The 21,679-nt window shown below is 64.4% G+C and carries 25 protein-coding genes; 13 read left to right on the top strand and 12 right to left on the bottom strand.

The window, feature by feature from the left end; genetic code table 11:
* Positions 1 to 88: 88 nt before the first annotated feature.
* The 4 genes from CLU88_RS06730 (at position 89) to CLU88_RS06715 (ending at position 5,324) form a co-directional block, all read left to right on the top strand.
* Positions 89 to 1,072 (top strand): branched-chain amino acid ABC transporter permease, encoded by a 984-nt coding sequence (locus tag CLU88_RS06730; protein ID WP_099658697.1) that lies wholly within the window; start codon positions 89 to 91, stop codon positions 1,070 to 1,072.
* Between the two features lie 12 nt (positions 1,073 to 1,084).
* Complete coding sequence (locus CLU88_RS06725; protein ID WP_099655930.1) at positions 1,085 to 2,158, top strand: branched-chain amino acid ABC transporter permease; 1,074 nt, start codon at positions 1,085 to 1,087, stop codon at positions 2,156 to 2,158.
* 88 nt (positions 2,159 to 2,246) lie between these two features.
* Complete coding sequence (locus CLU88_RS06720; protein ID WP_099655929.1) at positions 2,247 to 4,379, top strand: D-(-)-3-hydroxybutyrate oligomer hydrolase; 2,133 nt, start codon at positions 2,247 to 2,249, stop codon at positions 4,377 to 4,379.
* Between the two features lie 69 nt (positions 4,380 to 4,448).
* On the top strand, positions 4,449 to 5,324 hold the full coding sequence (locus tag CLU88_RS06715; protein WP_099655928.1) for an alpha/beta fold hydrolase: 876 nt from the start codon (positions 4,449 to 4,451) through the stop codon (positions 5,322 to 5,324).
* A 28-nt stretch (positions 5,325 to 5,352) separates the two neighbouring features.
* Here CLU88_RS06715 and CLU88_RS06710 read toward each other — a convergent pair whose 3' ends face one another.
* The 8 genes from CLU88_RS06710 to CLU88_RS22960 form a co-directional block, all read right to left on the bottom strand.
* On the bottom strand, positions 5,353 to 5,607 hold the full coding sequence (locus tag CLU88_RS06710) for a DUF2789 family protein (RefSeq protein WP_099655927.1): 255 nt from the start codon (positions 5,605 to 5,607) through the stop codon (positions 5,353 to 5,355).
* A 146-nt stretch (positions 5,608 to 5,753) separates the two neighbouring features.
* Positions 5,754 to 7,400 carry an MFS transporter gene (locus tag CLU88_RS06705; RefSeq protein ID WP_099655926.1) on the bottom strand — a complete coding sequence of 549 codons (1,647 nt, stop codon included), beginning with the start codon at positions 7,398 to 7,400 and terminating at the stop codon, positions 5,754 to 5,756.
* Positions 7,387 to 7,791 (bottom strand): DoxX family protein, encoded by a 405-nt coding sequence (locus CLU88_RS06700; RefSeq protein ID WP_099655925.1) that lies wholly within the window; start codon positions 7,789 to 7,791, stop codon positions 7,387 to 7,389. Before CLU88_RS06700 ends, CLU88_RS06705 begins: the two co-directional genes overlap by 14 nt.
* A gap of 149 nt (positions 7,792 to 7,940) precedes the next feature.
* Positions 7,941 to 9,839, bottom strand: coding sequence for an amidohydrolase (locus tag CLU88_RS06695; RefSeq protein ID WP_199173427.1), 1,899 nt, complete (start codon positions 9,837 to 9,839; stop codon positions 7,941 to 7,943).
* Positions 9,840 to 10,021: 182 nt separating this feature from the next.
* A complete protein-coding gene (locus CLU88_RS06690) occupies positions 10,022 to 10,294 on the bottom strand; it encodes a DUF1427 family protein (RefSeq protein ID WP_099655924.1) in 273 nt (90 codons plus the stop codon).
* Between the two features lie 14 nt (positions 10,295 to 10,308).
* Positions 10,309 to 10,962 carry a hydrolase gene (locus CLU88_RS06685; RefSeq protein WP_099655923.1) on the bottom strand — a complete coding sequence of 218 codons (654 nt, stop codon included), beginning with the start codon at positions 10,960 to 10,962 and terminating at the stop codon, positions 10,309 to 10,311.
* A 167-nt stretch (positions 10,963 to 11,129) separates the two neighbouring features.
* On the bottom strand, positions 11,130 to 11,855 hold the full coding sequence (locus CLU88_RS06680; protein ID WP_099655922.1) for a pirin family protein: 726 nt from the start codon (positions 11,853 to 11,855) through the stop codon (positions 11,130 to 11,132).
* 16 nt (positions 11,856 to 11,871) lie between these two features.
* Entirely contained in the window at positions 11,872 to 12,027 is a 156-nt protein-coding gene (locus CLU88_RS22960) for a hypothetical protein (RefSeq protein WP_158235581.1), read from the bottom strand.
* 10 nt (positions 12,028 to 12,037) lie between these two features.
* On the opposite strand from CLU88_RS22960, the gene CLU88_RS06675 reads away from it, so the two are divergent.
* Entirely contained in the window at positions 12,038 to 12,958 is a 921-nt protein-coding gene (locus CLU88_RS06675; protein WP_099655921.1) for a LysR family transcriptional regulator, read from the top strand.
* 92 nt (positions 12,959 to 13,050) lie between these two features.
* On the opposite strand, the gene CLU88_RS06670 is transcribed toward CLU88_RS06675, so the two are convergent.
* Positions 13,051 to 13,293, bottom strand: coding sequence for a glutaredoxin (locus CLU88_RS06670; RefSeq protein WP_099655920.1), 243 nt, complete (start codon positions 13,291 to 13,293; stop codon positions 13,051 to 13,053).
* Between the two features lie 131 nt (positions 13,294 to 13,424).
* On the opposite strand from CLU88_RS06670, the gene CLU88_RS06665 reads away from it, so the two are divergent.
* The 6 genes from CLU88_RS06665 to CLU88_RS06640 all read left to right on the top strand — a co-directional run bounded on the left by CLU88_RS06665 (position 13,425) and on the right by CLU88_RS06640 (position 18,180).
* Positions 13,425 to 13,985, top strand: coding sequence for a lipocalin family protein (locus CLU88_RS06665; protein WP_099655919.1), 561 nt, complete (start codon positions 13,425 to 13,427; stop codon positions 13,983 to 13,985).
* Between the two features lie 101 nt (positions 13,986 to 14,086).
* Positions 14,087 to 14,260 carry a DUF2256 domain-containing protein gene (locus CLU88_RS06660; RefSeq protein ID WP_099655918.1) on the top strand — a complete coding sequence of 58 codons (174 nt, stop codon included), beginning with the start codon at positions 14,087 to 14,089 and terminating at the stop codon, positions 14,258 to 14,260.
* Positions 14,257 to 15,573 carry a DASH family cryptochrome gene (locus tag CLU88_RS06655; protein WP_099655917.1) on the top strand — a complete coding sequence of 439 codons (1,317 nt, stop codon included), beginning with the start codon at positions 14,257 to 14,259 and terminating at the stop codon, positions 15,571 to 15,573. Before CLU88_RS06660 ends, CLU88_RS06655 begins: the two co-directional genes overlap by 4 nt.
* On the top strand, positions 15,570 to 17,120 hold the full coding sequence (locus tag CLU88_RS06650; protein ID WP_099655916.1) for a cryptochrome/photolyase family protein: 1,551 nt from the start codon (positions 15,570 to 15,572) through the stop codon (positions 17,118 to 17,120). Before CLU88_RS06655 ends, CLU88_RS06650 begins: the two co-directional genes overlap by 4 nt.
* 20 nt (positions 17,121 to 17,140) lie before the next feature.
* On the top strand, positions 17,141 to 17,485 hold the full coding sequence (locus CLU88_RS22715; RefSeq protein ID WP_143225954.1) for a hypothetical protein: 345 nt from the start codon (positions 17,141 to 17,143) through the stop codon (positions 17,483 to 17,485).
* Entirely contained in the window at positions 17,482 to 18,180 is a 699-nt protein-coding gene (locus CLU88_RS06640) for an SDR family NAD(P)-dependent oxidoreductase (RefSeq protein ID WP_099655914.1), read from the top strand. The genes CLU88_RS22715 and CLU88_RS06640 overlap by 4 nt, the downstream gene beginning before the upstream one ends.
* 111 nt (positions 18,181 to 18,291) lie before the next feature.
* Here the strand turns inward: CLU88_RS06640 and map are convergent, their stop codons facing one another.
* Together map and CLU88_RS06630 are read right to left on the bottom strand one after the other, a co-directional pair.
* On the bottom strand, positions 18,292 to 19,092 hold the full coding sequence (gene map, locus CLU88_RS06635; protein ID WP_099655913.1) for a type I methionyl aminopeptidase: 801 nt from the start codon (positions 19,090 to 19,092) through the stop codon (positions 18,292 to 18,294).
* The gene (locus CLU88_RS06630; RefSeq protein WP_099655912.1) at positions 19,092 to 19,367 is read right to left on the bottom strand and encodes a ParD-like family protein; all 276 of its coding nucleotides are present in this window, start codon (positions 19,365 to 19,367) and stop codon (positions 19,092 to 19,094) included. Before CLU88_RS06630 ends, map begins: the two co-directional genes overlap by 1 nt.
* 135 nt (positions 19,368 to 19,502) lie before the next feature.
* Here CLU88_RS06630 and CLU88_RS06625 point away from each other — a divergent pair, with 135 nt between their 5' ends.
* The gene (locus tag CLU88_RS06625) at positions 19,503 to 19,895 is read left to right on the top strand and encodes a YkvA family protein (protein WP_099655911.1); all 393 of its coding nucleotides are present in this window, start codon (positions 19,503 to 19,505) and stop codon (positions 19,893 to 19,895) included.
* Positions 19,896 to 19,997: 102 nt separating this feature from the next.
* Positions 19,998 to 20,642, top strand: a complete 645-nt coding sequence (locus CLU88_RS06620; protein WP_099658695.1) for a glutathione S-transferase family protein — start codon at positions 19,998 to 20,000, stop codon at positions 20,640 to 20,642.
* A gap of 92 nt (positions 20,643 to 20,734) precedes the next feature.
* On the opposite strand, the gene CLU88_RS06615 is transcribed toward CLU88_RS06620, so the two are convergent.
* Positions 20,735 to 21,616, bottom strand: coding sequence for a LysR family transcriptional regulator (locus CLU88_RS06615; RefSeq protein WP_099655910.1), 882 nt, complete (start codon positions 21,614 to 21,616; stop codon positions 20,735 to 20,737).
* Positions 21,617 to 21,679: the final 63 nt, after the last annotated feature.

Raw genomic sequence — 21,679 nt, 5'->3', positions numbered from 1 at the left:
TGCCTCCAGCGCTTATGGATAAAGCGCAAGCAGCTATCAAAAAAATAGTGAATCAAAACCAACCCGGAGGCCACGCATGACCGCCCGCATGACTGCTAGCGATTTCGACTGGAAGCCCCTGGCGCTGGTGCCGCTGCTCGCGCTCGTCACGCTGCCGCTGGTGGGCTCGCCCAGCACCTGGCTCACGCTCACGGTGGCGGGGCTGGCCATGGGCATGATCATCTTCATCATCGCCTCGGGCCTCACGCTGGTGTTTGGGCTGATGGACGTGCTCAACTTTGGCCACGGCGTGTTCATTGCGCTGGGCGCTTTCGTAGCCACCAGCGTGCTGGGCGCGATGGGCGACTGGACGGGCTCTGACCAGCTGTGGCGCAACATGGTGGCGGTGCTGCCCGCCATGCTGGTGGCCATGGCAGTGGCCGGGGCGCTGGGCCTGGCGTTTGAGCGTTTCATCGTGCGGCCCGTGTATGGCCAGCACCTCAAGCAAATCCTCATCACCATGGGCGGCATGATCATTGGCGAGGAACTCATCAAGGTCATCTGGGGCCCCCAGCAAATCCCGCTGCCGCTGCCGGGCGGCATGCGCGGCTCGCTGCTGCTGGGCGATGCCGCCATCGAGAAATACCGCCTGGTCGCCGTGGCCGTGGGCCTGGTGGTGTTTGGCGTGCTGGCCTGGACGCTGTCGCGCACCAAGGTCGGCCTGCTCATCCGCGCCGGTGTGCAAGACCGCGAGATGGTCGAAAGCCTGGGCTACCGCATTCGCCGCCTGTTTGTGGCGGTGTTTGTGGTGGGCTCGGCCCTGGCGGGGCTGGGCGGCGTGATGTGGGGCCTGTACCAGCAAAACGTGGTGCCGCAGATGGGCGCGCAGGTCAACGTGCTGATCTTCATCGTCATCATCATCGGCGGCCTGGGCAGCACGGGCGGGGCGCTGATTGGCGCGCTGCTGGTAGGGCTCATGGCCAACTACACCGGCTTTCTGGCCCCCAAGGTGGCGCTGTTTTCCAACATCGCGCTCATGGTCGCCATCTTGCTGTGGCGTCCGCAGGGTGTCTATCCCGTCACGAACCGTTGAGGAGCCGCAAGCATGTTGAACCGACTTCTCTCTGGTGACTACCCCCGCAGCAAGGTGCTCGCAGCCATCTTGCTGGCCGTGCTGCTGGGCCTGGCGTTGGCGCCGTTTCTGTTTCCTGGCGTCAAGGCGCTGAACGTGGCGGCCAAGGTGCTGGTGTTTGTGGTGCTGGTCGCCAGCTTTGACTTGCTGCTGGGCTACACCGGCATCGTCAGCTTTGCGCACACCATGTTCTTTGGCATTGGCGCCTATGGCATTGCCGTGGCCACCACGCGCATGGGGCCCACCTGGTCGGCCCTGCTGGTGGGCGTGGGCGGGGCGCTGCTGCTGTCGCTGCTCTTGTCGCTGGCGGTGGGGCTGTTCTCGCTGCGGGTGCGGGCCATCTTCTTCGCCATGATCACGCTGGCCGTGGCTGCGGCGTTCCAGACGCTGGCCTCGCAGCTGTCCGACATCACCGGGGGCGAAGACGGCCTCACCTTCAAGGTGCCCGAGGTGCTGTCGCCCAGCTTCGAGCCGTTTGATGATCCGTTTCTGGGCGTGGCCATCGATGGCCGCCTGATCTGCTACTACCTGCTGTTTGTGGCCGCCGTGGTGCTGGTGCTGGCGCTGCTGCGCATCGTCAACTCGCCCTTTGGGCGGGTGCTGCAGGCCATCCGCGAGAACGAGTTCCGCGCCGAAGCCATTGGCTACCGCGTGGTGGTGTACCGCACCACGTCCAGCGTGCTGTCGGCCCTGTTTGCCACACTGGCGGGCTGCATGCTGGCGCTTTGGCTGCGCTACAACGGGCCAGACACCTCGCTCAGCTTCGAAATCATGATGGACTGCCTGCTCATCGTCGTCATCGGCGGCATGGGCACCATCTACGGCTCGGCCATTGGCGCCGTATTGTTTTTGGTGGCGCAAAGCTATCTGCAAGACCTGCTGCGCGTAGGCAGCGAGGCCGCCGCGGGCTGGCCCTGGCTGGCCGCCTTGCTCTCGCCAGACCGCTGGCTGCTGTGGCTGGGCGTGCTGTTTGTGCTTTCGGTCTATTACTTCCCCACCGGCGTGGTGGGGCGCTTGCGCGCTGCGGCGGCGCGCAGGCCGGGATGAGGGTGCGGAGTTTCTGACTTCGCGGCTCCATGACTTCTTGAATCGGTGTGATGGTCGTGCAACAAAAACCAACCCTGGAGACAAGCGCATGAAAACCTGTGTTCGCCCGTTCCTGCCTGCGGCTGTGGCCGCTGCTGTGTTGGCCGCCTGCGGCGGCGGTGGGGGAGATGGCAGCAACGCCATCCCCAACACCAAGCCCACGTACCTGGGGACCATCCAGGCCACGGCTTACGACGGCACCACCGACGACCTGCTCACCGCCGGCCTGGGTAAAACCGGCCTGGCCGCAGCGGCCGCTCCGGCGTATGCCGACCCCCTCAAGCCCACGGCGGCCGAGCTGCGCCGCACCACCATCCACACCAACTACCGCGCCTTGCTCGACATGACGGCGGCAGGTGGCTACGGCAGCCTGTATGGCCCCAATGTCGATGCGCAGGGCAACATCACCGCCAGCGAGGGCAAGGTGGCGGGCACCGAATACATCGCCTTTGCCGACGATGGCAGCGGGCGGCAAAACGTCACCCTCATGGTGCAGGTGCCCGCCAGCTTCAACCCGCAAAAGCCCTGCGTCATTACGGCCACGGCATCGGGCTCGCGTGGGGTGTATGGCGGCATCAGCACGGGCGAGTGGGGCCTCAAGCGCGGCTGCGCCGTAGCCTACTCAGACAAGGGCACAGGTGCGGCCCCGCACGACCTGCAAAACGACACCGTGCCGCTGATCGATGGCACCCGTGCCACGGCCACGGCGGCGGGCAAGAACGCCGCGTTCAACGCGGGCCTCTCGGCCAGTGAACTGGTCGCCTTCAACGCCGCCACGCCCAACCGCTTTGCCTTCAAGCACGCCCATTCGGGCCAGAACCCCGAGAAAGACTGGGGCCGCAGCACGCTGCAGGCGGTGGAGTTTGCGTACTACGTGCTCAACGAGCGCTTTGGCGCGCTGGACAACGGGGTGCGCATGAAAACGCTCACTCCCGCCAACACCATCGTCATCGCGTCCAGCATCTCCAACGGCGGGGGCGCGGCCATTGCGGCGGCAGAGCAAGACACCCAGGGCCTGATCAGCGGCGTGGCAGTGTCTGAGCCCGCCGTAGAGCTGCCCGCCAACCCCGGCGTGACGGTGCAGCGCGGCAGCAGCGCCGTGGCCGTGACCGGCAAGACGCTGGTGGACTTCACCACCTATGCCAACCTCTACCAATCCTGCGCGGCGCTGGCGCCTTCCATCAGCAGCTCGCCCTATGCAGTTGCCTTTGGCGCGGGCTTTGCGGCCAGCGCCTTGCCCATTGCGCCCAACCGGTGCTCCGCCTTGGTGGCGGCGGGCTTGCTGACGGGCAGCACCCCCGCCGCGCAGGCAGAGCAGGCGCTGCAAAAGCTGCGCGACTATGGGTGGGAGGCCGAGTCGAGCGACTTGCACGCATCCCTGGCTGCGTTTGAAGTGGCCCCGGCTGTGGCGGTCACCTTTGCCAACGCGCTCTCGCGCGCCAGCGTGAAGGATCACCTGTGCGGCTACAGCTATGCCGCCACCACATCCACCGGCGCCGTGGGGCCGCTGGCGCCCGCAGCGCTGGCGGGCATGTTTGCCACGGGCAATGGGGTGCCGCCTTCCAGCGGGGTGCAGCTCATCAACAACAACGGCAAGCTGGGGGCAGGGCGCGACTTTTTGTCGGTGTCTGCCAGCGGCCTGGCCGACTGGAACACCGCCGGTGCGCTGTGCCTGCGCAACCTGGTCACCGGCACCGATGCCGCCGCGCAAAAGCTGCAAGCCGGGGTGGATGAAACCCGCCGCAACGGCAACCTGCGCGGCAAGCCCGCCATCATCGTGCACGGCCGCGCCGATGCGCTGCTGCCCGTCAGCCACACCTCGCGGCCTTACGCTGCCCTCAACCGCAAGGTGGAGGGCAGCGCCAGCAAGCTGCGCTATGTGGAGGTGACCAACGCCCAGCACTTCGACAGCTTCATCGGCCTGCCCACCGTGCTGCCCGGCTACGACACCCGCTATGTGCCCCTGCATGTGTACCTGAACCGCGCCCTGGACGCCATGTACGACCACTTGGCCAGCGGCAAAACACTGCCAGCCAGCCAGGTGGTGCGCACGGTGCCACGCGGCGGCACGCCCGGCAGCGCCCCGGCCATCACCACGGCCAACCTGCCTCCTATGGCGGCCACACCGCTCGCCGGTGATGCCATTGCCATCACGGCGGGGGCCATCGCCATCCCCGACTAGGCGCCCACGCAGGGCACGGCTCCAGCAGGGCCGTGCCCGGCAGTTTGTCCCGTTTCACAGGCCATCACCATGTCTCCCATCTCCCGCTACGCCACCTGTGCTGGCTACGAAATCCACTACACCGAATGGGGCCCGCCGGGCGCCCCGGTGGTGATGGCCTGGCATGGCCTGGCGCGCACCGGGCGCGACATGGACGACCTGGCCGCGCACCTGGCAGACCGCTACCGCGTCATTTGCCCTGACACCATCGGCCGGGGCCTGAGCCAGTGGAGCCGCCAGCCGCTGCAGGAGTACCGCCTGGCGTTTTACGCCCGCATCGCTGCCGACCTGTTCGACCAGCTGGGCATTGAGCGTGCGCACTGGGTAGGCACCTCGATGGGCGGGGCCATTGGCACCGTGTGCGCTGCGGGCGTGTGGGAGCCCGCCTTGCGGGGCCGCATTGCCAGCCTGCTGCTCAACGACAACGCCCCCCGCCTGGCCGATGCCGCGCTCGAGCGCATCAAGGCCTATGCGGGCCAGCCGCCCGCGTTTGACACCGTGGCCGAGCTGGAGGCATTCTTTCGTCAGGTGTACCAGCCCTACGGCTGGCTCAGCGATGCGCAGTGGCGGCGGTTGACCGAAACATCGACCCGCCGCCTGCCCGATGGCCGCGTGACCCCGCACTACGACCCGGCCATGGTGCAGCAGTTCACCCACCATGAGAACGACTACCTGATCTGGGACCACTACGACCGGCTGGACATTCCGGTGCTGTGCCTGCGCGGCGCTGATTCAGACCTGGTGCTGCCCGATACGGTGGCAGAGATGCAGCACCGAGGCCCCGGCGCCAAGGGCCTGCTGCAGGTGGTGGAGGTGCCTGGCTGTGGGCATGCACCCGCTTTGAATGTGCCTGCACACTACGTGCTGGTCGATGGGTTTTTGGCGCGTGCAGAAGGTCAGCCTTAGCCCGCCTTCTGGACCCTCATCAACCTGTTTACCCCTTGGTTACGCCAAGCCCGCAGCCCAGAGCCTGGCTCAGCTGCTCGGCCGGAATGGCCCAGTCGGCGTCGGCCGCAATCGCTTCGCGCAGAAACTTGGCTTGAGCGGGCGTCCACACGGCGACGTCGGGCAATGTGAAGTTGACTGCCGTGGTGCGGTGTGTGGCGATGAAGGTGGTCATTGATGCCTCGTCCGACGGCAGGCCCAATTGGTCAAACAGGTCGGACATGGTGTGGATTCCGGTTTCCATGGAGGTTCTCAATCGCTGAAAAGAAGTGAATGGGGTGGTGCAAGCTCCTTGTCCCTTGCGGGCGGGCTTGCGGCAAAGCTTGCCCGTGCGTGCAGTGGGGCAGGGTGGTATTGCAGCACAGCCGTGCTGCGTGTTGTGTAGGACGGTCACGGTGTTGCGGCACTTGCGGCGTGCAGTGCCAGGTAGTGGTGCACCACCGGCCCGCCGGGGCCTTGGTGAAAGCGTTGGGCTGCCGCCTGCAGGTCTGCGTCGGCCTGCGAAACGCGGGTGTGCTGGCGCATGTGCTCGGCCCAGGACTCCACCAAAAACCATTCCATGACCCGGCCTGGCTCTCCCGTGTGCTCCGCGATGCCCCAGGCATAGGCGCCGTCGCGGCGGCGCTCTTCCCCCACCGCCTGCATGGCCTGTGCAAAGGCGGCCTTGTCGTGGGCCGCGATGCGGTACTCGATTTGCACCATCACCGGGCCCCGGTCATGGGGTACAGGTTCGGCCACCAAAGGCTCCGGCCAGTGGTTGGAGGGCTGCAAATCGGCCTCCCCCCTGGGCAGGCGCAAGCGGTGCGCGGCAAAGGCCACCACCACCAGCCCTGCAGCCCCCATCCACAGGGCAGTGGCCAGTCCTGCCTGGCCTGCCATCAGTCCCCAGCCCAGGCTGCCCGCTGCCATGGCACCGTTGAACACCATGAGGTAGATGGCCAGCCCCCGCCCGCGCACCCAGTTGGGCAGCACCGACTGGGCCACGCCATTGAGGGTCGTCAGCGCCACGATCCAGCCTGCGCCCAGCAGCAGCATGAGCCCAACGGCAGCCCACTGGGGCGGCGCAACAGCCAGCACCGCCATCACAGCGGCGGTCAGTGCCGATGCGCCCAGCAGCAGTTGGTCTGCATCCCAGCGCTGGCGCAATCTGGGCAGCAGCACGGCGCCTGCAATGGCACCTGCACCCACCGCGCCCAGCAGCACGCCATAAAACCCGGCGCCGCCGCCCAGCATGCGCCGCGCCACCAGGGGCAGCAGGGCCCACACTGCGCTGGCAAAGCCAAAGAACACGGCCGCACGCAGCAGCACCACATGCAGATCGCGGCTGGCACGGGCAAAGCGCAGCCCCGCACGGAAGGCCCCGAAGAAATGCTCGTCCAGCCCGCTGGATGCGGCGGGGGTGCGCTTCCACCACCACAGTGCACCGATCACAAACACATAGCTCAGCAAGTCCACCCCGTAGGCCATGGCCGCCCCAAAGCTGGCCAGCAGCAACCCGCCGGCGGCAGGGCCTATAGAGCGTGCAATGTTCACACCCAGCGAGTTCAGTGCCACGGCGCCTTTGAGCTCGCTGCGCGGGACCAACTCCGGCACGATGGACTGCCAGCTGGGTCCCATGAGTGCCGCGCCCATGCCGCCCACAAACGTCAGGGCCACCAGCCACTCCACGGTGAGTGTGTGGGTGGAGGCCAGCATCAGCAGCGTGCCGCTCACCGATGCCAGCAACACCTGCACCGCAATGAGAAAACGCCGCCGGTCCAGAATGTCAGACAACACCCCCGCAGGGATGGCCAGCAAAAACACGGGCAAGGTGGCGGCGGTCTGAATCAAGGCCACTGCTGCTGGGCTGGACGTCAGCTCCGTCACCATCCACGCGCTGGCCACGTCGCGCATGAAGCTGCCAATGTTGCCAAGCACCGTGGCAGTCCACAGCACGGCAAACACCGGAAAGCGCAGTGCCGCAAAGGCAGTGCCGGGTTGCTGTTGAGAGGTTGCTCCCGCGTGCGGCGGCGGCTTGTGGGAATCATGGGGTGGCATGGTTACCTCGCAGGTCTTGCCAGGCCACCAGCACAAAGCCACCGACCAGGCCCAGGTGCTCAAAAAAGGAATTGGTCGCCATGAAGCGCTCCTGCCCTGGGGGCAGTTCCCAGAAGCGCAGTGCCAGCATCGTGGCCAGCAAGGTGAAGCAGCCCAGGGCCAGCGCACCCAGCCAGCGCCACCGGCCAACCAGAATCAGCACCGAGGCACCCAGCTCCAGTGCTATCACCAGCACCGCGAACAGCGGCGCAGGCACCAGCCCGAAGTGCTGCATCTCAGCCATGGCACCGGAAAAGGAAGTGAGCTTGGTCAGGCCTCCCTGCAGATAGGCAGCGCACAGGCCCAGATAGCCCACAAAGCGCATGGCAGCGCTGCCGAAGACAGGGCGCATCACGGTCGCCAGACGTTCCTGAACGCCGTATGAGGATGTAGTCATTGCATTTCTCCTTGGAGTCTTGTGCCGTCATGCGCCGTCCTGCGTCCCCCGCTCAAAGAGCGTGAGGGGGACGCCGCGCCGTAGCTCAGGGAGGTCCTTTTGTTTTAGGCCATCCAGCAAGAGCAGCCCAGTGCCCCAAAGAAGCTCTTCGGATCAGAGGACGGCACGTTGGATGCCCACGCGTCGGCATGGTTGTGGCCGTGCATCCCGCAGCTGGTGCTGCAGCCGCAAGCCGCTGCCATGTTGCGATAGCGCACCGGGTTGAGCGAGTTCTTGCCCGCCCCTTCCGGATCACCCCAACCGGCATAGCCGCCGAACAGCCTGGTCGGCGACCAGTCGGGCATGGCCGGGGGCAGTGGGTTGTCGTCATGCCGGGCAAACTCGCCCTCGCCGTAGACCACTCGGCCACCGACCACTGTGAGGTGTGAGGTCAGGAACGAGATCTCGTCTTCCGACACCTTGAAGAAGTCCTTGCTGGGCACGATGAAGTCGGCCAGTTGGCCCACGGCAATGCGGCCACGCCTGCCCTCTTCGTTGCTGAACCAGGCCACGTTTTCGGTCCACATGCGCAGGGCCGTCTCGCGGTCCAGCAGGTTGCGCTGTGGATACAGCTGTGTGCCGCCCAGTGTCTTGCCGGTAATCATCCATGACAGCGAGACCCAGGGGCTGTAAGAGGCGACGCGCGTGGCATCGGTACCGGCCGAAACCTTGACACCCTTTTCCAGGATGCGCTTGACCGGGGGCGTGGCTTCTGCTGCCCGGGCGCCGTAGCGCTCGATGAAGTATTCGCCCTGGTATGCCATGCGGTGCTGCACTGCTATGCCGCCTCCCAGCGCCGCAATGCGGTCTATCGACTTGTCGGAGATGGTCTCTGCATGGTCGAAGAACCAGTTGATGCCTGTGAGTGGCGTATCGCGGTGCACCTTCTCGAACACATCCAGTGCCCGCGAGATGGTCTCGTCATACGTTGCATGCAGGCGCCAAGGCCATTTGTTCTGGACCAGTACGCGCACGACCTCCTCCAGCTCGCCTTCCATCTGCGGCGGCATGTCGGGGCGTTCCACGCGGAAGTCCTCAAAGTCGGCTGCCGAGTACACCAGCATCTCGCCCGCGCCGTTGTGGCGGAAATAGTCGTCACCCTGCTTGTACTTGACTGAAGACGTCCATTTGAGGAAGTCCTCTTTCTCCTGCTTGGGCTTTTGCGTGAACAGGTTGTAGGCCAGGCGCACGGTGATCTGGTTGGCGTCGGCCAGCTTCTGGATCACCTCGTAATCGTCGGGGTAGTTCTGGAAGCCGCCGCCCGCGTCGATCACGCCGGTCACGCCCAGGCGGTTGAGCTCGCGCATGAAGTGGCGTGTGGAATTGACCTGGTAGTCGAGTGGCAGCTTGGGGCCCTTGGCGAGGGTGGCATAGAGGATGGTGGCGTTGGGCTTGGCCAGCAACAGGCCGGTGGGGTTGCCGCTTGCGTCGCGCACGATCTCGCCGCCAGGAGGCGCCTGCGTGTCCTTGGTGTAGCCCACGGCACGCAGTGCCGCGGCGTTGAGCAGTGCGCGGTCGTACAGGTGCAGCAGAAACACCGGCGTGTCGGGTGCGATGGCGTTGATCTCCTGCAGCGTGGGCAGGCGCTTTTCAACGAACTGATGCTCGGTAAAGCCGCCCACCACGCGCACCCACTGCGGCGCCGGGGTGGCCGCCACCTGGCGCTTGAGCATGTCCAGCGCATCCGCCAGCGAGCGCACGCCGTCCCAGCGCAGCTCCATGTTGTAGTTGAGCCCGCCGCGCACCACATGGGTGTGGTTGTCGAACAGACCCGGCAGCGCGCTTTTGCGCTGGAGGTCGATGCGCCGGGTGCGGTCTCCGGCCAGCGCCAGAATTTCCTGGTCATCGCCCACGGCCACGAAGCGGCCCGCCTTGACTGCGACGGCGCTGGCCGTGGGTTTGCTGCGGTCCAGCGTGGTGATCTGGCCGTTAAAGAAGACGGCGTCTGGATAAGAATCGGACATGGCAGTGGCTCCTTGGTGTTCGGCTGCAGAGGCGTTGCGCCCCAATAGACTACCCAGTGCCACTGTCGTCGCGGCGCCCAGGATGTTTCGACGGGATGTCATGGGTTTCTTTCGTGGAATGCCGGTGCGCTGCTGCCGCTGCAGCAGCGCACGCAAGGCATGGCGTATGGATGACCAGGCGGTCAGGCCTGCTTGTCCTCGGTGGGTGTTGCTGGCGCTTGTCGGCCTGGCAGGTGGCCCAGCACGGAAGCCGTTGCCCTGGTCTCATGGCACGCGGTGCTGAAGGTGCTCCCGCCCAGCAACTTCTTGCCCACCGGAATCACCTGCTCACCCACCAGCATTCCCAGCAGCCCCAGCAGGGCGATGAGCGGTGGAGCAGGCGAGCGCACGTTCAAGAGGCTGTAGATGACGCCGACCAGCAGGCCGGCAGCGGCAGACAGGAGGTATGTCTTCACGGCCGGCCCTCTTATCAGCCTTCGTGGGCGTTGAACATGGTCTTGGCGTAGTTGATGCCAATGCCGTAGGCGCCGCCCACCTTCTTCGCAATGCCAGTCGTCAGGTCGTAGGTCTCGCCACGGGCCCAGTCGCGCTGCAGCTCCAGCAGGTATTGCAGCGATGTCATGGGCTGTGCACCCGCTTGCACCATGCGCTCCACGGCGCGGTTGTGGGCTTCCACAGACACGTCGCCACAAGCATCGGTGATCACATACACCTCAAAGCCCTGGTCTAGCGCGGAGAGGGCCGGGCCCACGATGCACACGCTGGTCCACAGGCCTGCCAGCACGATGCGTGGCTTGCCGATGCGATTGACTTCGGCGATGACAGCGGCATCTTCCCAGGTGTTCATGGACGTGCGGTCCAGCATTTTCTGGCCGGGGAAGGGTGCTGTGATCTCGTCAAACATGGGGCCCGAAAAACTCTTTTCTGCCACCGTGGTCAGGATGGTGGACACCCCAAAGCCTGCTGCAGCCTGGGCGACCAGCGAGGCATTGGTGCGCAGGTTTGCCGCGTCAATTGAATGAGTGGCAAAGGCCATTTGCGACTGGAAGTCGATCAGGATCAGCGTGTGGTCCTTGGGGCTGAGCAAGCGTGCGCCGGGGGTGGCTTGGGCGGTAATGGTCATGGTGAAACTCCCTGGTACAAATGAATGGAACGTGAAGAAAGAATGGCCTGGGCAGGACCGGGCTGAGCCCGGACTGTCGGCCGTATCGCCCCCCGGCATTCACTGATGCGGTGCCAGGGGCCGAATGGTGTTTTGTCGCGCTGCGAGGCTTGCCTCGCGGCGTGGCGTCAGTGCGGCATGGTGGGCAATTCCAGCGGGCGCAGGTCAAAGACAAGCACCTCTGCATCCTGGCCGTTGGCAAAGTGCAAGGCTTGGGCATTGCGAATGCGTGCCCCGTCGCCTTCCTCCAGGCGCTCACCGTTCACCTCCAGGCTGCCACGTGCCACATGCACATACACATTGCGGTCAGGGCCCACATCCAGGCTAGCGGCTTCTTCGCCATGGAGCAGCGCTGCGTACACCCTGGCGTCCTGGTGCACGGCCAGCGATCCTTGTTCGCCTTCGGGCGAGATGATCAGGCGCAGTTGGCCACGCTTTTCTGCTTCACTGAAGTGCACCTGCTGGTAGCGCGGTGCCACCCCGGTGGTTCCGGGAGCGATCCAGATCTGCAGAAAGTGCACGCCGTCTTGCTTGGAGTGGTTGAACTCGCTGTGGCGCACCCCGGTGCCTGCGCTCATCATTTGCACGTCGCCGGGGCGGATCACCGAGCCTGTGCCCATCGAGTCCTTGTGCTCCAGGGCCCCTTCCAGCACATATGAAAAGATTTCCATGTCGCGGTGGGGGTGGGTGCCAAAACCCTGGCCTGGCGCCACCCGGTCATCGTTGATTACCAGCAGGTCTGAAAAGCCCTGTTGCTGTGCATCGTGGTAGTGGCCAAACGAAAACGTGTGGCGTGAACGGAGCCAGCCGTGGTTGGCGTTGCCGCGTTGGTGGGATCTGCGGATGTCGAGCATGGTGCAATTCCTTTCTTCAGGTTCGATGAAATTCACACTGGCGTTCCAGTTGGCTTTGCGCCGTTTCAGCGTGTATTTCGTGTTGCGATGGAGAAAGTATCTGGCTTTTGATCCGGGTCAAGGTTGAAACGTTTTGGTATTCATCATCGATAATTTCGATGATGTAAATCAAGGAAATTTCCATGTTGAAACTGACGCTGGAAGCCATCGAATTGGTCGATGCCATCGCTCGCTACGGTTCGTTTGCGGGGGCCTCAGAGCACCTGCACAAGGTGCCCTCCACCATTTCTTACAGCGTGAGCAAGCTTGAGGATCAGTTAGGACTGGCGCTGTTTGTGCGCAATGGCCCGCGCGTCACCCTCACGGCTGCGGGGCAGGAGATGCTGAAAGAAGGGCGCTGGCTGCTGGTGTCGGCGCGGCAGCTGGAATCGCGCATGAGGCAGATCGCTACGGGGTTTGAATCGGAAGTACGCCTGGTGCATGACTCGCTCATCCCCACCAGCGCCTTCAATCAGGACATCTGCGCTTTTGAAGACCTGAACTGCGGCACCCGTTTGCGCATTGGCTGTGAGGCCATGACTGGCACCTGGGAGGCATTGAGAGATGGGCGTGCTGACCTCATCGTGGCTGCCGGCGAAGGCCCTGCAGGCGGTGGCTACAAAGCCGTGGCTGTGGGTACGCTGGCCTTTGTCTTTTGTGTGGCACCCACACACCCGTTGGCCCGTCCGGGCCGGCCAGACCGCCCGTTGCGCCGCAGTGATTTGCTGGAGCACACCGCCGTGGTGGTAGGCGATGGGGCCCGTTCGCTCACGGACCGCACGGTGGGATTGCTCTCAGGCCAGCGGCGAATCACGGTGCCATCGATGCAGGCCAAGATTGCCTGCCAGGTCGCAGGGCTGGGCCATGGCTTTGTGCCCAAAGCTTGCGTGCAAGCAGAGCTGGAAGAGGGGGTTTTGGTGGAGGTGGCGGTGGAAGAACCCCGCGCCGAGGAAACGTTTTGGCTGGCCTGGAAGTCTGGCACCCCCGGCGAGGCCTTCAAATGGTGGTGCCAGCGCCTGAGTCGCCCGTTGCTGCCCGGCATCTTGCCGCGCAGCCTGCGCTGAGGGCGATGCTGCGGGGCCACCAGGCCGTTTAAGGTGGAGAGCCCGGCACGCTCTGCGGCGTCTTTAGCGGCATCAAGGTGCCAGGCTGTCTGTCAATGCCCCAGTTGCTTGAGTGCCGCTTGCAGGCCGGTGAGCCCACCCACACGCTGGTCGTTGATGAAGACCTGCGGCATTTGCCGCACGGCGGGGCCGCACTTGGCGTAGAAGGCCAAGCGTTCGGCTTCGTCATCGATCTTGATTTCTTCATAGGGCAGCGAGCGCGCCTTCAGCAGGCTCTTGGCCGATTCGCACTGGGGGCAGGCGGACTTGGAGTAGACGGTGATCTTGAGGGTCATGGGCCTGATTTTAGGTGCTGGCCTGTGTTGGCGGCTGGCACGCTGGCAGTGCCCGTTGGCCCTTTGGGGACGCCTGCAGTGGATTGGGTATACCATTTGGTTTGTTTTGTGACTGATTGGTTTTTATACCCATGCACTCCCTTTTTCTACGGCGCACAGTCCTGGTGGCCGCGCTGGGCACCGCTGCTGTGCTGGCAGGTTGCGCATCCATTCTGCCGCCCCAGGGCATCAATCCCGTCACCCCGTTTGACTTGGCCCGCTACGAAGGCCGTTGGTACGAGGCAGCGCGGCTCGATCACTCATTTGAACGCGGCATGGCCGACGTGAGTGCGACCTACCAGCGCCAGGCCGACGGAAGCGTGCGTGTGATCAACCGGGGTTTTGACACTGCCAAGAACGACTGGCGTCAGGCCATAGGCAAGGCCCTGTTCACGGGCGATGCAAGCACCGCCTCGCTCAAGGTCTCTTTCTTTGGCCCGTTCTACGGCGGCTACCACGTGGCCGCGCTGGATGCTGACTACCAATGGGCGCTGGTGGTGGGGCCAGACCGCAGTTACTGCTGGATTCTGTCGCGCAGCAAACAGCTGGCCCCTGCTGTGCGTGAGCAGCTCATCGCCCAAGCGCAGGCGCTGGGCATTGATACGCAAGCCCTGATCTGGGTCACGCACGACCGCACCGATCCACAACCGTAGCGGCCAGGCCAGCGGCTGAGCGCTGCCAGCCACTGCAGCCCCCTATGCCCTGGTGCTCTCGGTGGCAGAGCGCCCCCCCGCCACCCTTTGGACTTTGACCCATGCGCATGCGCAAAAAATCAGACCTCCCGCAAAAGACCTGCCAACACTGCGGCTTGCCTTTCATGTGGCGCAAGAAGTGGGAGAAGGTGTGGGACGAGGTGAAATACTGCTCAGACCGCTGCCGCCGCGAACGCAAACGCACCGACAAGTCCGCAGGGGAGGGCGCTGCATGAGCTCCGTGCTGTTCTGGTTTCGCGACGACCTGCGTTTGCACGACCAGCCGGCGTTGCAAGCGGCACTTGCCAGCGGCGCCACCCACCTGCTGCCCGTGGTGTGCCGGCCTGCGCCCGACGAGGCCACGCCCTGGGGCTTTGCCCGCGTGGGCGCGCACCGCCGCGCCTTTACCGCTGCAGCGCTGCGCGGTCTGCAAGGGCAGATGCTTACATTGGGCAACCCACTGCTCGTCTGCCAGGCCCCGCCTACCACGGCTTTGCCGCCACTGGCCCAGGCCGTGGGGGCCACCACCGTGGTGTGCGAAGACATTGCTGCCCCTTACGAGCAGGCCGAGGTGGCCGCACTGCGCGCCGCTGGTTTGCAGGTGCGCACTGTGTGGCACAGCAGCCTATTGCCCCCTTCGCTTATGCCGTGGTCGGTCGATCAACTGCCGGGCGTGTTCACCACCTTTCGCCAAAAGGTCGAGAGCGCAGGCATCACCCCCGCCGCGCCATTGCCCGCACCCACCCAACTGCTGCCTCCGCCCGATGTTTCTGCATCGGTATTGCAAGCCATGGGGGCAGGGCAGGGCGCAGCAGCCATCCGGCAACCCGCGCCGCCACAGTGCAGCGATGCCCGCTCGTCCTTTCCCTACGGCACCCCCACCTGTGATGGCAGCGAGGCCGCTGCGCTGGCCCATCTGGCGCAGTACCTGGCCCGCAAGCTGCCCCACGGCTACAAGGCCACGCGCAACGGACTCACGGGGCTTCATTACTCCAGCAAGTTTTCGCCCTGGCTGGCCACGGGTGCGCTGTCTCCGCGCCAGATCTATGCCGATTTAAAAACCTTTGAGAGCGACCACGGCGCCAACGATGGCACCTACTGGCTGTGGTTTGAGCTGCTGTGGCGCGACTACTTTCGGCTGCTGCACCTGCAATACGGTGCAGCGCTGTACCGGGCGCGCGGCTTGTCAGAGCTACCACCCGCCCCACACAACCCGCGCGGCTTTGACCGCTGGTGCCGGGGCGAGACCGGCGAGCCCCTGGTCGATGCCGCCATGCGCGAGCTGGCTGCCACCGGGTATCTGAGCAACCGCCTGCGCCAGGTGGCGGCCAGCTATCTTCTGTACGACCTGCACAGCGACTGGCGCTCAGGCGCCGCGTGGTTTGAATCGCAACTGGTGGACTACGACGTGTACAGCAACCAGGCCAACTGGCTCTACATCGCCGGGCGCGGCACCGACCCGCGCGGGGGCCGCCGCTTCAACCCCACCAAGCAGGCGCAAGACCACGACGCCGACGGCAGCTACCGCCGCATGTGGGGCACGGCATGAGCACCCCGCAACCGCGCACCCACACGTTGCGCTTGCTGCTGGGTGATCAGCTCAACCCCGAGCATTCATGGTTTGCCACGCTGGACGAAGGCGTGGTCTACGTGCTGATGGAAGTGCGGCAAGAGACCGACTACGTGCTGCACCACGCGCAAAAAATCCTGGCCATCTTTGCGGCCATGCGCGACTTGGCGCGCCACCTGCGCGAGGCCGGGCACCGCGTGCGCTATGTGGCGATTGACGATGCGAGCAACCGCCAGTCGATGCCCGCCAACCTGGCCGCCCTCATGGCCCACTACGGCGCGCACACGCTGCAATACCAGCACCCCGATGAATGGCGGCTGGACGAGCAACTGCGCACCTGGGGTGCAGAGCAGCCCTTTGCCGTGCAGGCCGTCAGCAGCGAACACTTCTACACCACCCGCACCGAAATGGCCGAGGTGTTCAAGGGCCGCAAGCAGTGGCTCATGGAGCACTTTTACCGCCGCATGCGCCAGCGCCACAGCGTGCTGATCGACGCAGCGGGCGAGCCCGAAGGCGGGCAGTGGAACTACGACCATGACAACCGCAAGCCTTGGCCCGGCACACCGGCACTGCCGCTAGACGTGCGCCCCACGCACGACCATAGCGCCCTGTGGGCCACTATCCAGGCCGCAGGCGTGCAGAGCTTTGGCAACCCGCAGGCCCATGCACTGCGCTGGCCGCTGAACCGCGCCGAGGCTCTGGCGTGGCTTGATCACTTCGTCACCACCACACTGCCGCACTTTGGCGCGTATGAAGACGCCATGAGTACGAAGAGCGCGCGGCTCTTTCACTCCCTGCTGTCCTTCGCGCTCAATACCAAAATGCTGCGCCCGCACGAGGTGGTGCAACATGCCCAGGCCGCCTACCACGCAGGCGCTGCGCCCCTGCCAGCGGTGGAGGGCTTCATCCGCCAGATCCTTGGCTGGCGCGAATACGTGCGCGGCATCTACTGGGCCCACATGCCAGGCTACGACGAGCGCAACGCCCTGGGACACCACACGCCGCTGCCGGATTGGTTCTGGACGGGCGAGACCAAAATGCGTTGCATGCAGCACGCCGTGGGACAGTCGCTAGAGCATGCGTATGCCCACCACATTCAGCGCCTCATGGTCATCGGCAACTTTGCGCTGCTGGCGGGGCTCGACCCTGCCGCCGTGCACCGCTGGTACCTGGGCGTTTACATCGACGCCTTGGAATGGGTGGAAGTGCCCAACACCGTGGGCATGAGCCAGTTTGCCGACGGCGGTCTGCTGGCTACCAAACCCTATGTGAGCAGCGCCGCTTACATCGACCGCATGAGCGACTACTGCACCGGGTGCCACTACGACAAGAAGCTGAAGGTGGGTGAGCGTGCGTGCCCGTACAACGCTCTGTACTGGGACTTCTTTGCGCGCAACGAAGCAGTGCTGGGCAACAACTTTCGCCTCGGCATGGTGTACCGCCAGCTGCAAAAAATGCAGGGCCCGCAACTCGATGCGCTGCGCGAGCATGCGGCCAGCCTGCGCACTAGACTCGATATGCTTTGACTACACATTCCATACGCACCATGAGATTGCACGAATACCCCGTGCCACGCCTATCTGCCCAGATCATTCAGGAGTGGGCTCCTGAACTTGCGGCCCGATATGGCTGCACGGTGGAGGCGTTTTCGGATAAACCCAATCACACTATCTTTTTCCCATCCCAAACGCTTCGCATCGAACTCATGGACGGGTCTGCGGCCGATTTCAAGTATGCGTTTGCGCTGGTGAGCGAGGCACGCCGCACCATCGCGGTTTTCACCGAACACTGCGGTCACCATGTGTTCCCGCACTGCGAAACCAAAGTGTTTTGCGATGGCGCGCAGGTCTACACGCAGTCCACACACCAAGGCGATTGGTCTTCTCCATGAACTCGCTTCCTCACGGCTACCGCGCCCTGGTCATCGGTGTCACCGGCGCCATCGGCGGCGCCTTTCTGGCCCACTTGCAGGCCGACCCACACTGCGCTTTGGCCGTGGGCCTGGGCCGCCACACCCACCCGGCGGTCGATTTGGACGATGAAGCCACCATCGCCCACGCCGCCCAGCAGCTCAAGGCCCAGGGGCCATGGCACTGCATCATCCACGCCGCAGGTCTGCTGCACGGCCCCCACGGCATGCCTGAAAAGCGCCTGGGCCAGTTGAACTACGCGCAGATGGAAGCCACCTTCCGCACCAACACCTTTGGCCCCGCGCTCGTGCTGGCCCACTTTGCACCGCTGCTGCCCAAGCAGGGGCGCGGCCTGCTGGCGGTGCTTTCGGCCAAGGTGGGCAGCATTGGCGACAACCGCCTGGGCGGCTGGTATAGCTACCGCGCCAGCAAGGCGGCGCTCAACATGCTAGTCAAAACCGCTGCCATCGAAGTGGCCCGCACCCACCCCCAGGCCGTGCTGGTGGCGTTGCACCCGGGCACTGTCAATTCAGCCTTGTCAGCACCGTTCAATGGCGCAGAAATTGGCCGCCCAGCGACCGATGCGGCGGGGGACATGTTGCGGGTGTTGGATGGGTTGCCAGTGGAGGAAACAGGTGGCTTCTACGCGTATAGCGGCGATCAGCTGCCGTGGTAGCTGCGCTGGTTGCGAGAAGTGCGGTTTGCTATAGTTTTGATACCGCATGCACCCTTCCATCAAGCGCTAGCAGCCAATTTGACTTGAGTGAAAAGGCCGCGGTACAGCCAGTCAAATGGCAGGATACGCACCTGTGCCCCCTGGCCAAGCGGTCAACACCTCATAGCCGCTGTCCGTCACCGCCACCATGTGCTCCCACTGGGCGGAGAGCGAGCGGTCCTTGGTGACCACCGTCCAGCCATCGGCCAGCTCCTTGGTTTCGCGCTGGCCCGCGTTCAGCATGGGCTCGATGGTGAAGACCATGCCCGCCTCCAGCCGCAGCCCCTGGCCGCGCCGCCCGTAGTGCAGTACCTGCGGCTCATCGTGGTACACGGTGCCAATGCCGTGGCCGCAGTACTCGCGCACCACGCTGAAGTTCTCGCGCTGCGCCACCGTGGCAATGGCGTGGCCCACATCGCCCAGCGTGGCGCCGGGCTTCACCGTCCGGATGCCCGCGCACAGCGCCTCGTACGTGGTGCGCACCAGCCGCTGGGCCAGCACGCTGGGCGTGCCCACGCAGAACATGCGGCTGGTGTCGCCATACCAGCCGTCTTTTTCCACCGCCACGTCGATGTTCACGATGTCGCCCTTCTTCAGCATCTGCTGGGGCGAGGGGATGCCGTGGCACACCACGTGGTTCACCGAGGTCAGCACCGTCTTGGGGTAGCCCAGGTAGCCCACATTGGCAGGCCGTGCGCCCTGCACGTTCACGATGTGGTCGTGGCAGAGGCGGTCCAACGCGTCGGTGGTCACGCCCGGCACCACATGCGGCTCGATCATCGCTAGCACCTCGGTCGCCAGTTGTGCGGCCCGCCGCGCCATCACCAGTTCTTCCGCCGAGCGGATCGGCACCCCACAGTCAGCGCGGGCCATCAGTGCGGCTGCTTTCTGGTGCGTGCGGCACGGGCGTCTGCAGCAGGCTTGCTGTCCAGCTCACCCCGCGCCGCCAGCGCCACATCCAGCCCACCCGCCAGCTCGGCCCGCACCAGCATCTGGCAAATCTCGCGGTGGTCCAGGTCGGGGTACATCTCGGCCAGCATGCCGACACGCATCCAGTGCTCGGCCTGGGAGTTGATGGAACGGCTCAGCGCCGTGCTGGCCAGACGCAGGTTTTCATGCATTTGATCGGAAATTTTGACGATGCCCATGATTCAGTAATATGTAAAACGTATTTGAATTGTATATGTTTTGTATATTTGCGAACGCTGAGCTGATGCCCTGCATCGTGCGTCTGTTGTCACGGGCATCATCGGCATTGCATCCGGTGGCACTTCGAGGGTTTTATGGGCATAAGCGACACACTGAAGATTTGGGCCAAGCGCGTTAAGCGCGATGGAGTCACCCTGTGGTTTGCGGGCAAGCACCCCAAGACGCCTTGGTATGCCAAGGCGCTGGGGCTGTTTGTGGTGGCCTATGCGTTGAGCCCGATTGACCTGATCCCCGATTTCATTCCCGTGCTGGGTTATGTGGACGATGTGTTGCTGCTGCCCGGCCTGATTTGGCTGACCCTGCAGCTTTTGCCGCCCGAGGTGCTGGTCGAGTGCCGCAGCCAGGCCGATGCCTGGATGCAGGCGAAGGGCGCCAAGCCCCGCAGCATGGCCGGTGCGGTGTTGGTGGTGGCGTTGTGGCTGGCCGTGGGGGCTGCTTTGTGGATGGGGTTGCGGCCGCTGGGTTGAGGGTTAATGTCAGGTGCCCGGCACCTGCGGCGCTTTTTTGTGACACTGCTCAGCCCCGGGGCAGATGGCCTGCCCCTTTTAGATACCAAGGAGGAGTGTGCGATGTACCGTCTTCACAGCTTTTGCCAGTCTGGCAATTCGTACAAGGTGGCGTTCTTTTTGCGGGCACTGGGTGTGGCGTGGGAGCCCGTGTTTGTGGACTTCATGAACGGCATGACGCGCACGGCCGACTGGCGCGAGCAGACCAACCCCATGGGCGAGGCGCCGGTGCTGGAGGATGGTGAGCGCAGCCTGACGCAGTCGGGGGTGATCCTGACTTATCTGGCCCAAAAGCATGCGCCAGCGTATCTGGGGAAGACCGAAGACGACCAACTGGAGGTGCTGCGCTGGCTGCTGTTCGACAACCACAAGTTCACCAGCTACTTCGCCACGTTCCGCTTCATGAAAGCCTTTGGTGCCACACCGCCCGAGCCTGCGCTGATGGCCTGGCTGCAGGGGCGCATGGACAACGCGTTTGGCATTGTGGATAAGCACCTGGCAAACCGGGCCTTCATGGTGGGCGACCAGCCCACCATCGCAGACTTTTCTTTGTGCGGCTATATGTTTTACCCGCTAGAAGAAAGCGACTACGACGTGGCCGCGCAATACCCGCACATCGACGCTTGGCGGCAGCGGTTGCGTGCCTTGCCCGGCTGGGCAGACCCGTATGCGATCTTGCCTGGCGAGCGCATTGCGCCGCGTTGGTAATGGTTACGTTGCTGCCTCTTTCGCCTACGACGCGTTTGTGTCGCTTGCATTTGCGCAGCGACGGGCAAGTGTGTGCGTGGGTTAACTGCTGTTTAGCGGTGGCCCGATAAGCCTTCGGCGAGCGCGTCATACACGATGCGAATCCGCCGCGAGGTACGCAGCTCGCGGTGCGATGCGAGCCAGAACGGAAACCGCACTGGCGGCACATCGTCCAGCACGCGGACCATGTGGGGGCTTTGGGCCGCGATTTCATCCAGCGTGGCGCCTATGCCCATGCCTTGGCATACCAGTGCCCAGTGGCTCACGGTCTGGTCGGCATAGCAGGTGAAGTTGTCTTCGCTCAGATGCAGGCCGAACTGACGCAAGAACGCGAGGTAGCGGCCATTGCGGTCAGAGCCCACAAACCCAGCCCGCTGCGCATCTTCTCCCGTGCGTGGATGGCCGTGCGCTTGGACCCAGGCCGCCGAAGCATAAAAGCATGCCTGAGCTTCACGCGCCAAGCGGGCAATCAGGTCGGGTTGCTCAGGCTTGACGTGGCGGATGGCGATGTCGGCCTCGCGGCGCAACAGATCGCTGAATGCATTGGATGCAATCACTTCGACGACGATGCCGGGCTCTTGCACACGCAGCTGGCGCAGGATGGGCGGCAGTAGGTAGGCCGCCACCGAGTCACTGGCGGACACAGACACCACACCAGCCACAGCTTGAGACCGCCCGCTGGCGGCAAGGCCTAGGGCTTCTGCCGCGCTGCCCATGGCACGCGCGTACTCCAGCAGGTCCAGCCCCGTGGATGTGAGCACCATGGCCTTGCCAACGCGCTCGAACAGCGTCACCCCCATCTGTTGCTCGATGGCCGCGACCTGACGGCTCAGGGTGGGTTGGGTCAGTCCCAGTGTGCGCGCAGCCGCTGACAACGAGCCGGTTTGTGCCGTCTGCAAAAACGCCTTTAGCTGATTCCAGTCGAGGTTATCCATACGTAAATGTATATGTCCGCTGCAATTTATCGCAATTTCCTGCAAATCGATGCATGGATAGTA

The sequence above is a fragment of the Acidovorax sp. 56 genome, assembly GCF_002749705.1.
GTDB lineage: Bacteria > Pseudomonadota > Gammaproteobacteria > Burkholderiales > Burkholderiaceae_C > Acidovorax.
Note: the sequence above shows the minus strand (reverse complement) of the source record. Positions and strands in the feature narration are given on the sequence as shown.

Bases quoted from the DNA above. Each gene is read 5' to 3' on its own strand.
- map (WP_099655913.1), bottom strand. From the start codon at position 19,092: ATGGCCCGCGCTGACTGTGGGGTGCCGATCCGCTCGGCGGAAGAACTG.
- CLU88_RS06670 (WP_099655920.1), bottom strand. From the start codon at position 13,293: ATGACCCTCAAGATCACCGTCTACTCCAAGTCCGCCTGCCCCCAGTGC.
- CLU88_RS06630 (WP_099655912.1), bottom strand. From the start codon at position 19,367: ATGGGCATCGTCAAAATTTCCGATCAAATGCATGAAAACCTGCGTCTG.
- CLU88_RS06725 (WP_099655930.1), top strand. From the start codon at position 1,085: ATGTTGAACCGACTTCTCTCTGGTGACTACCCCCGCAGCAAGGTGCTC.
- CLU88_RS06685 (WP_099655923.1), bottom strand. From the start codon at position 10,962: ATGACCATTACCGCCCAAGCCACCCCCGGCGCACGCTTGCTCAGCCCC.
- CLU88_RS06615 (WP_099655910.1), bottom strand. From the start codon at position 21,616: ATGGATAACCTCGACTGGAATCAGCTAAAGGCGTTTTTGCAGACGGCA.
- CLU88_RS06730 (WP_099658697.1), top strand. From the start codon at position 89: ATGACTGCTAGCGATTTCGACTGGAAGCCCCTGGCGCTGGTGCCGCTG.
- CLU88_RS06620 (WP_099658695.1), top strand. From the start codon at position 19,998: ATGTACCGTCTTCACAGCTTTTGCCAGTCTGGCAATTCGTACAAGGTG.
- CLU88_RS06625 (WP_099655911.1), top strand. From the start codon at position 19,503: ATGGGCATAAGCGACACACTGAAGATTTGGGCCAAGCGCGTTAAGCGC.
- CLU88_RS06720 (WP_099655929.1), top strand. From the start codon at position 2,247: ATGAAAACCTGTGTTCGCCCGTTCCTGCCTGCGGCTGTGGCCGCTGCT.
- CLU88_RS06705 (WP_099655926.1), bottom strand. From the start codon at position 7,400: ATGCCACCCCATGATTCCCACAAGCCGCCGCCGCACGCGGGAGCAACC.
- CLU88_RS06640 (WP_099655914.1), top strand. From the start codon at position 17,482: ATGAACTCGCTTCCTCACGGCTACCGCGCCCTGGTCATCGGTGTCACC.
- CLU88_RS06700 (WP_099655925.1), bottom strand. From the start codon at position 7,791: ATGCGCCCTGTCTTCGGCAGCGCTGCCATGCGCTTTGTGGGCTATCTG.
- CLU88_RS06680 (WP_099655922.1), bottom strand. From the start codon at position 11,855: ATGCTCGACATCCGCAGATCCCACCAACGCGGCAACGCCAACCACGGC.
- CLU88_RS06655 (WP_099655917.1), top strand. From the start codon at position 14,257: ATGAGCTCCGTGCTGTTCTGGTTTCGCGACGACCTGCGTTTGCACGAC.
- CLU88_RS06695 (WP_199173427.1), bottom strand. From the start codon at position 9,839: ATGTCCGATTCTTATCCAGACGCCGTCTTCTTTAACGGCCAGATCACC.
- CLU88_RS06715 (WP_099655928.1), top strand. From the start codon at position 4,449: ATGTCTCCCATCTCCCGCTACGCCACCTGTGCTGGCTACGAAATCCAC.
- CLU88_RS06650 (WP_099655916.1), top strand. From the start codon at position 15,570: ATGAGCACCCCGCAACCGCGCACCCACACGTTGCGCTTGCTGCTGGGT.
- CLU88_RS06660 (WP_099655918.1), top strand. From the start codon at position 14,087: ATGCGCATGCGCAAAAAATCAGACCTCCCGCAAAAGACCTGCCAACAC.
- CLU88_RS06665 (WP_099655919.1), top strand. From the start codon at position 13,425: ATGCACTCCCTTTTTCTACGGCGCACAGTCCTGGTGGCCGCGCTGGGC.
- CLU88_RS22715 (WP_143225954.1), top strand. From the start codon at position 17,141: ATGAGATTGCACGAATACCCCGTGCCACGCCTATCTGCCCAGATCATT.
- CLU88_RS06710 (WP_099655927.1), bottom strand. From the start codon at position 5,607: ATGGAAACCGGAATCCACACCATGTCCGACCTGTTTGACCAATTGGGC.
- CLU88_RS06675 (WP_099655921.1), top strand. From the start codon at position 12,038: ATGTTGAAACTGACGCTGGAAGCCATCGAATTGGTCGATGCCATCGCT.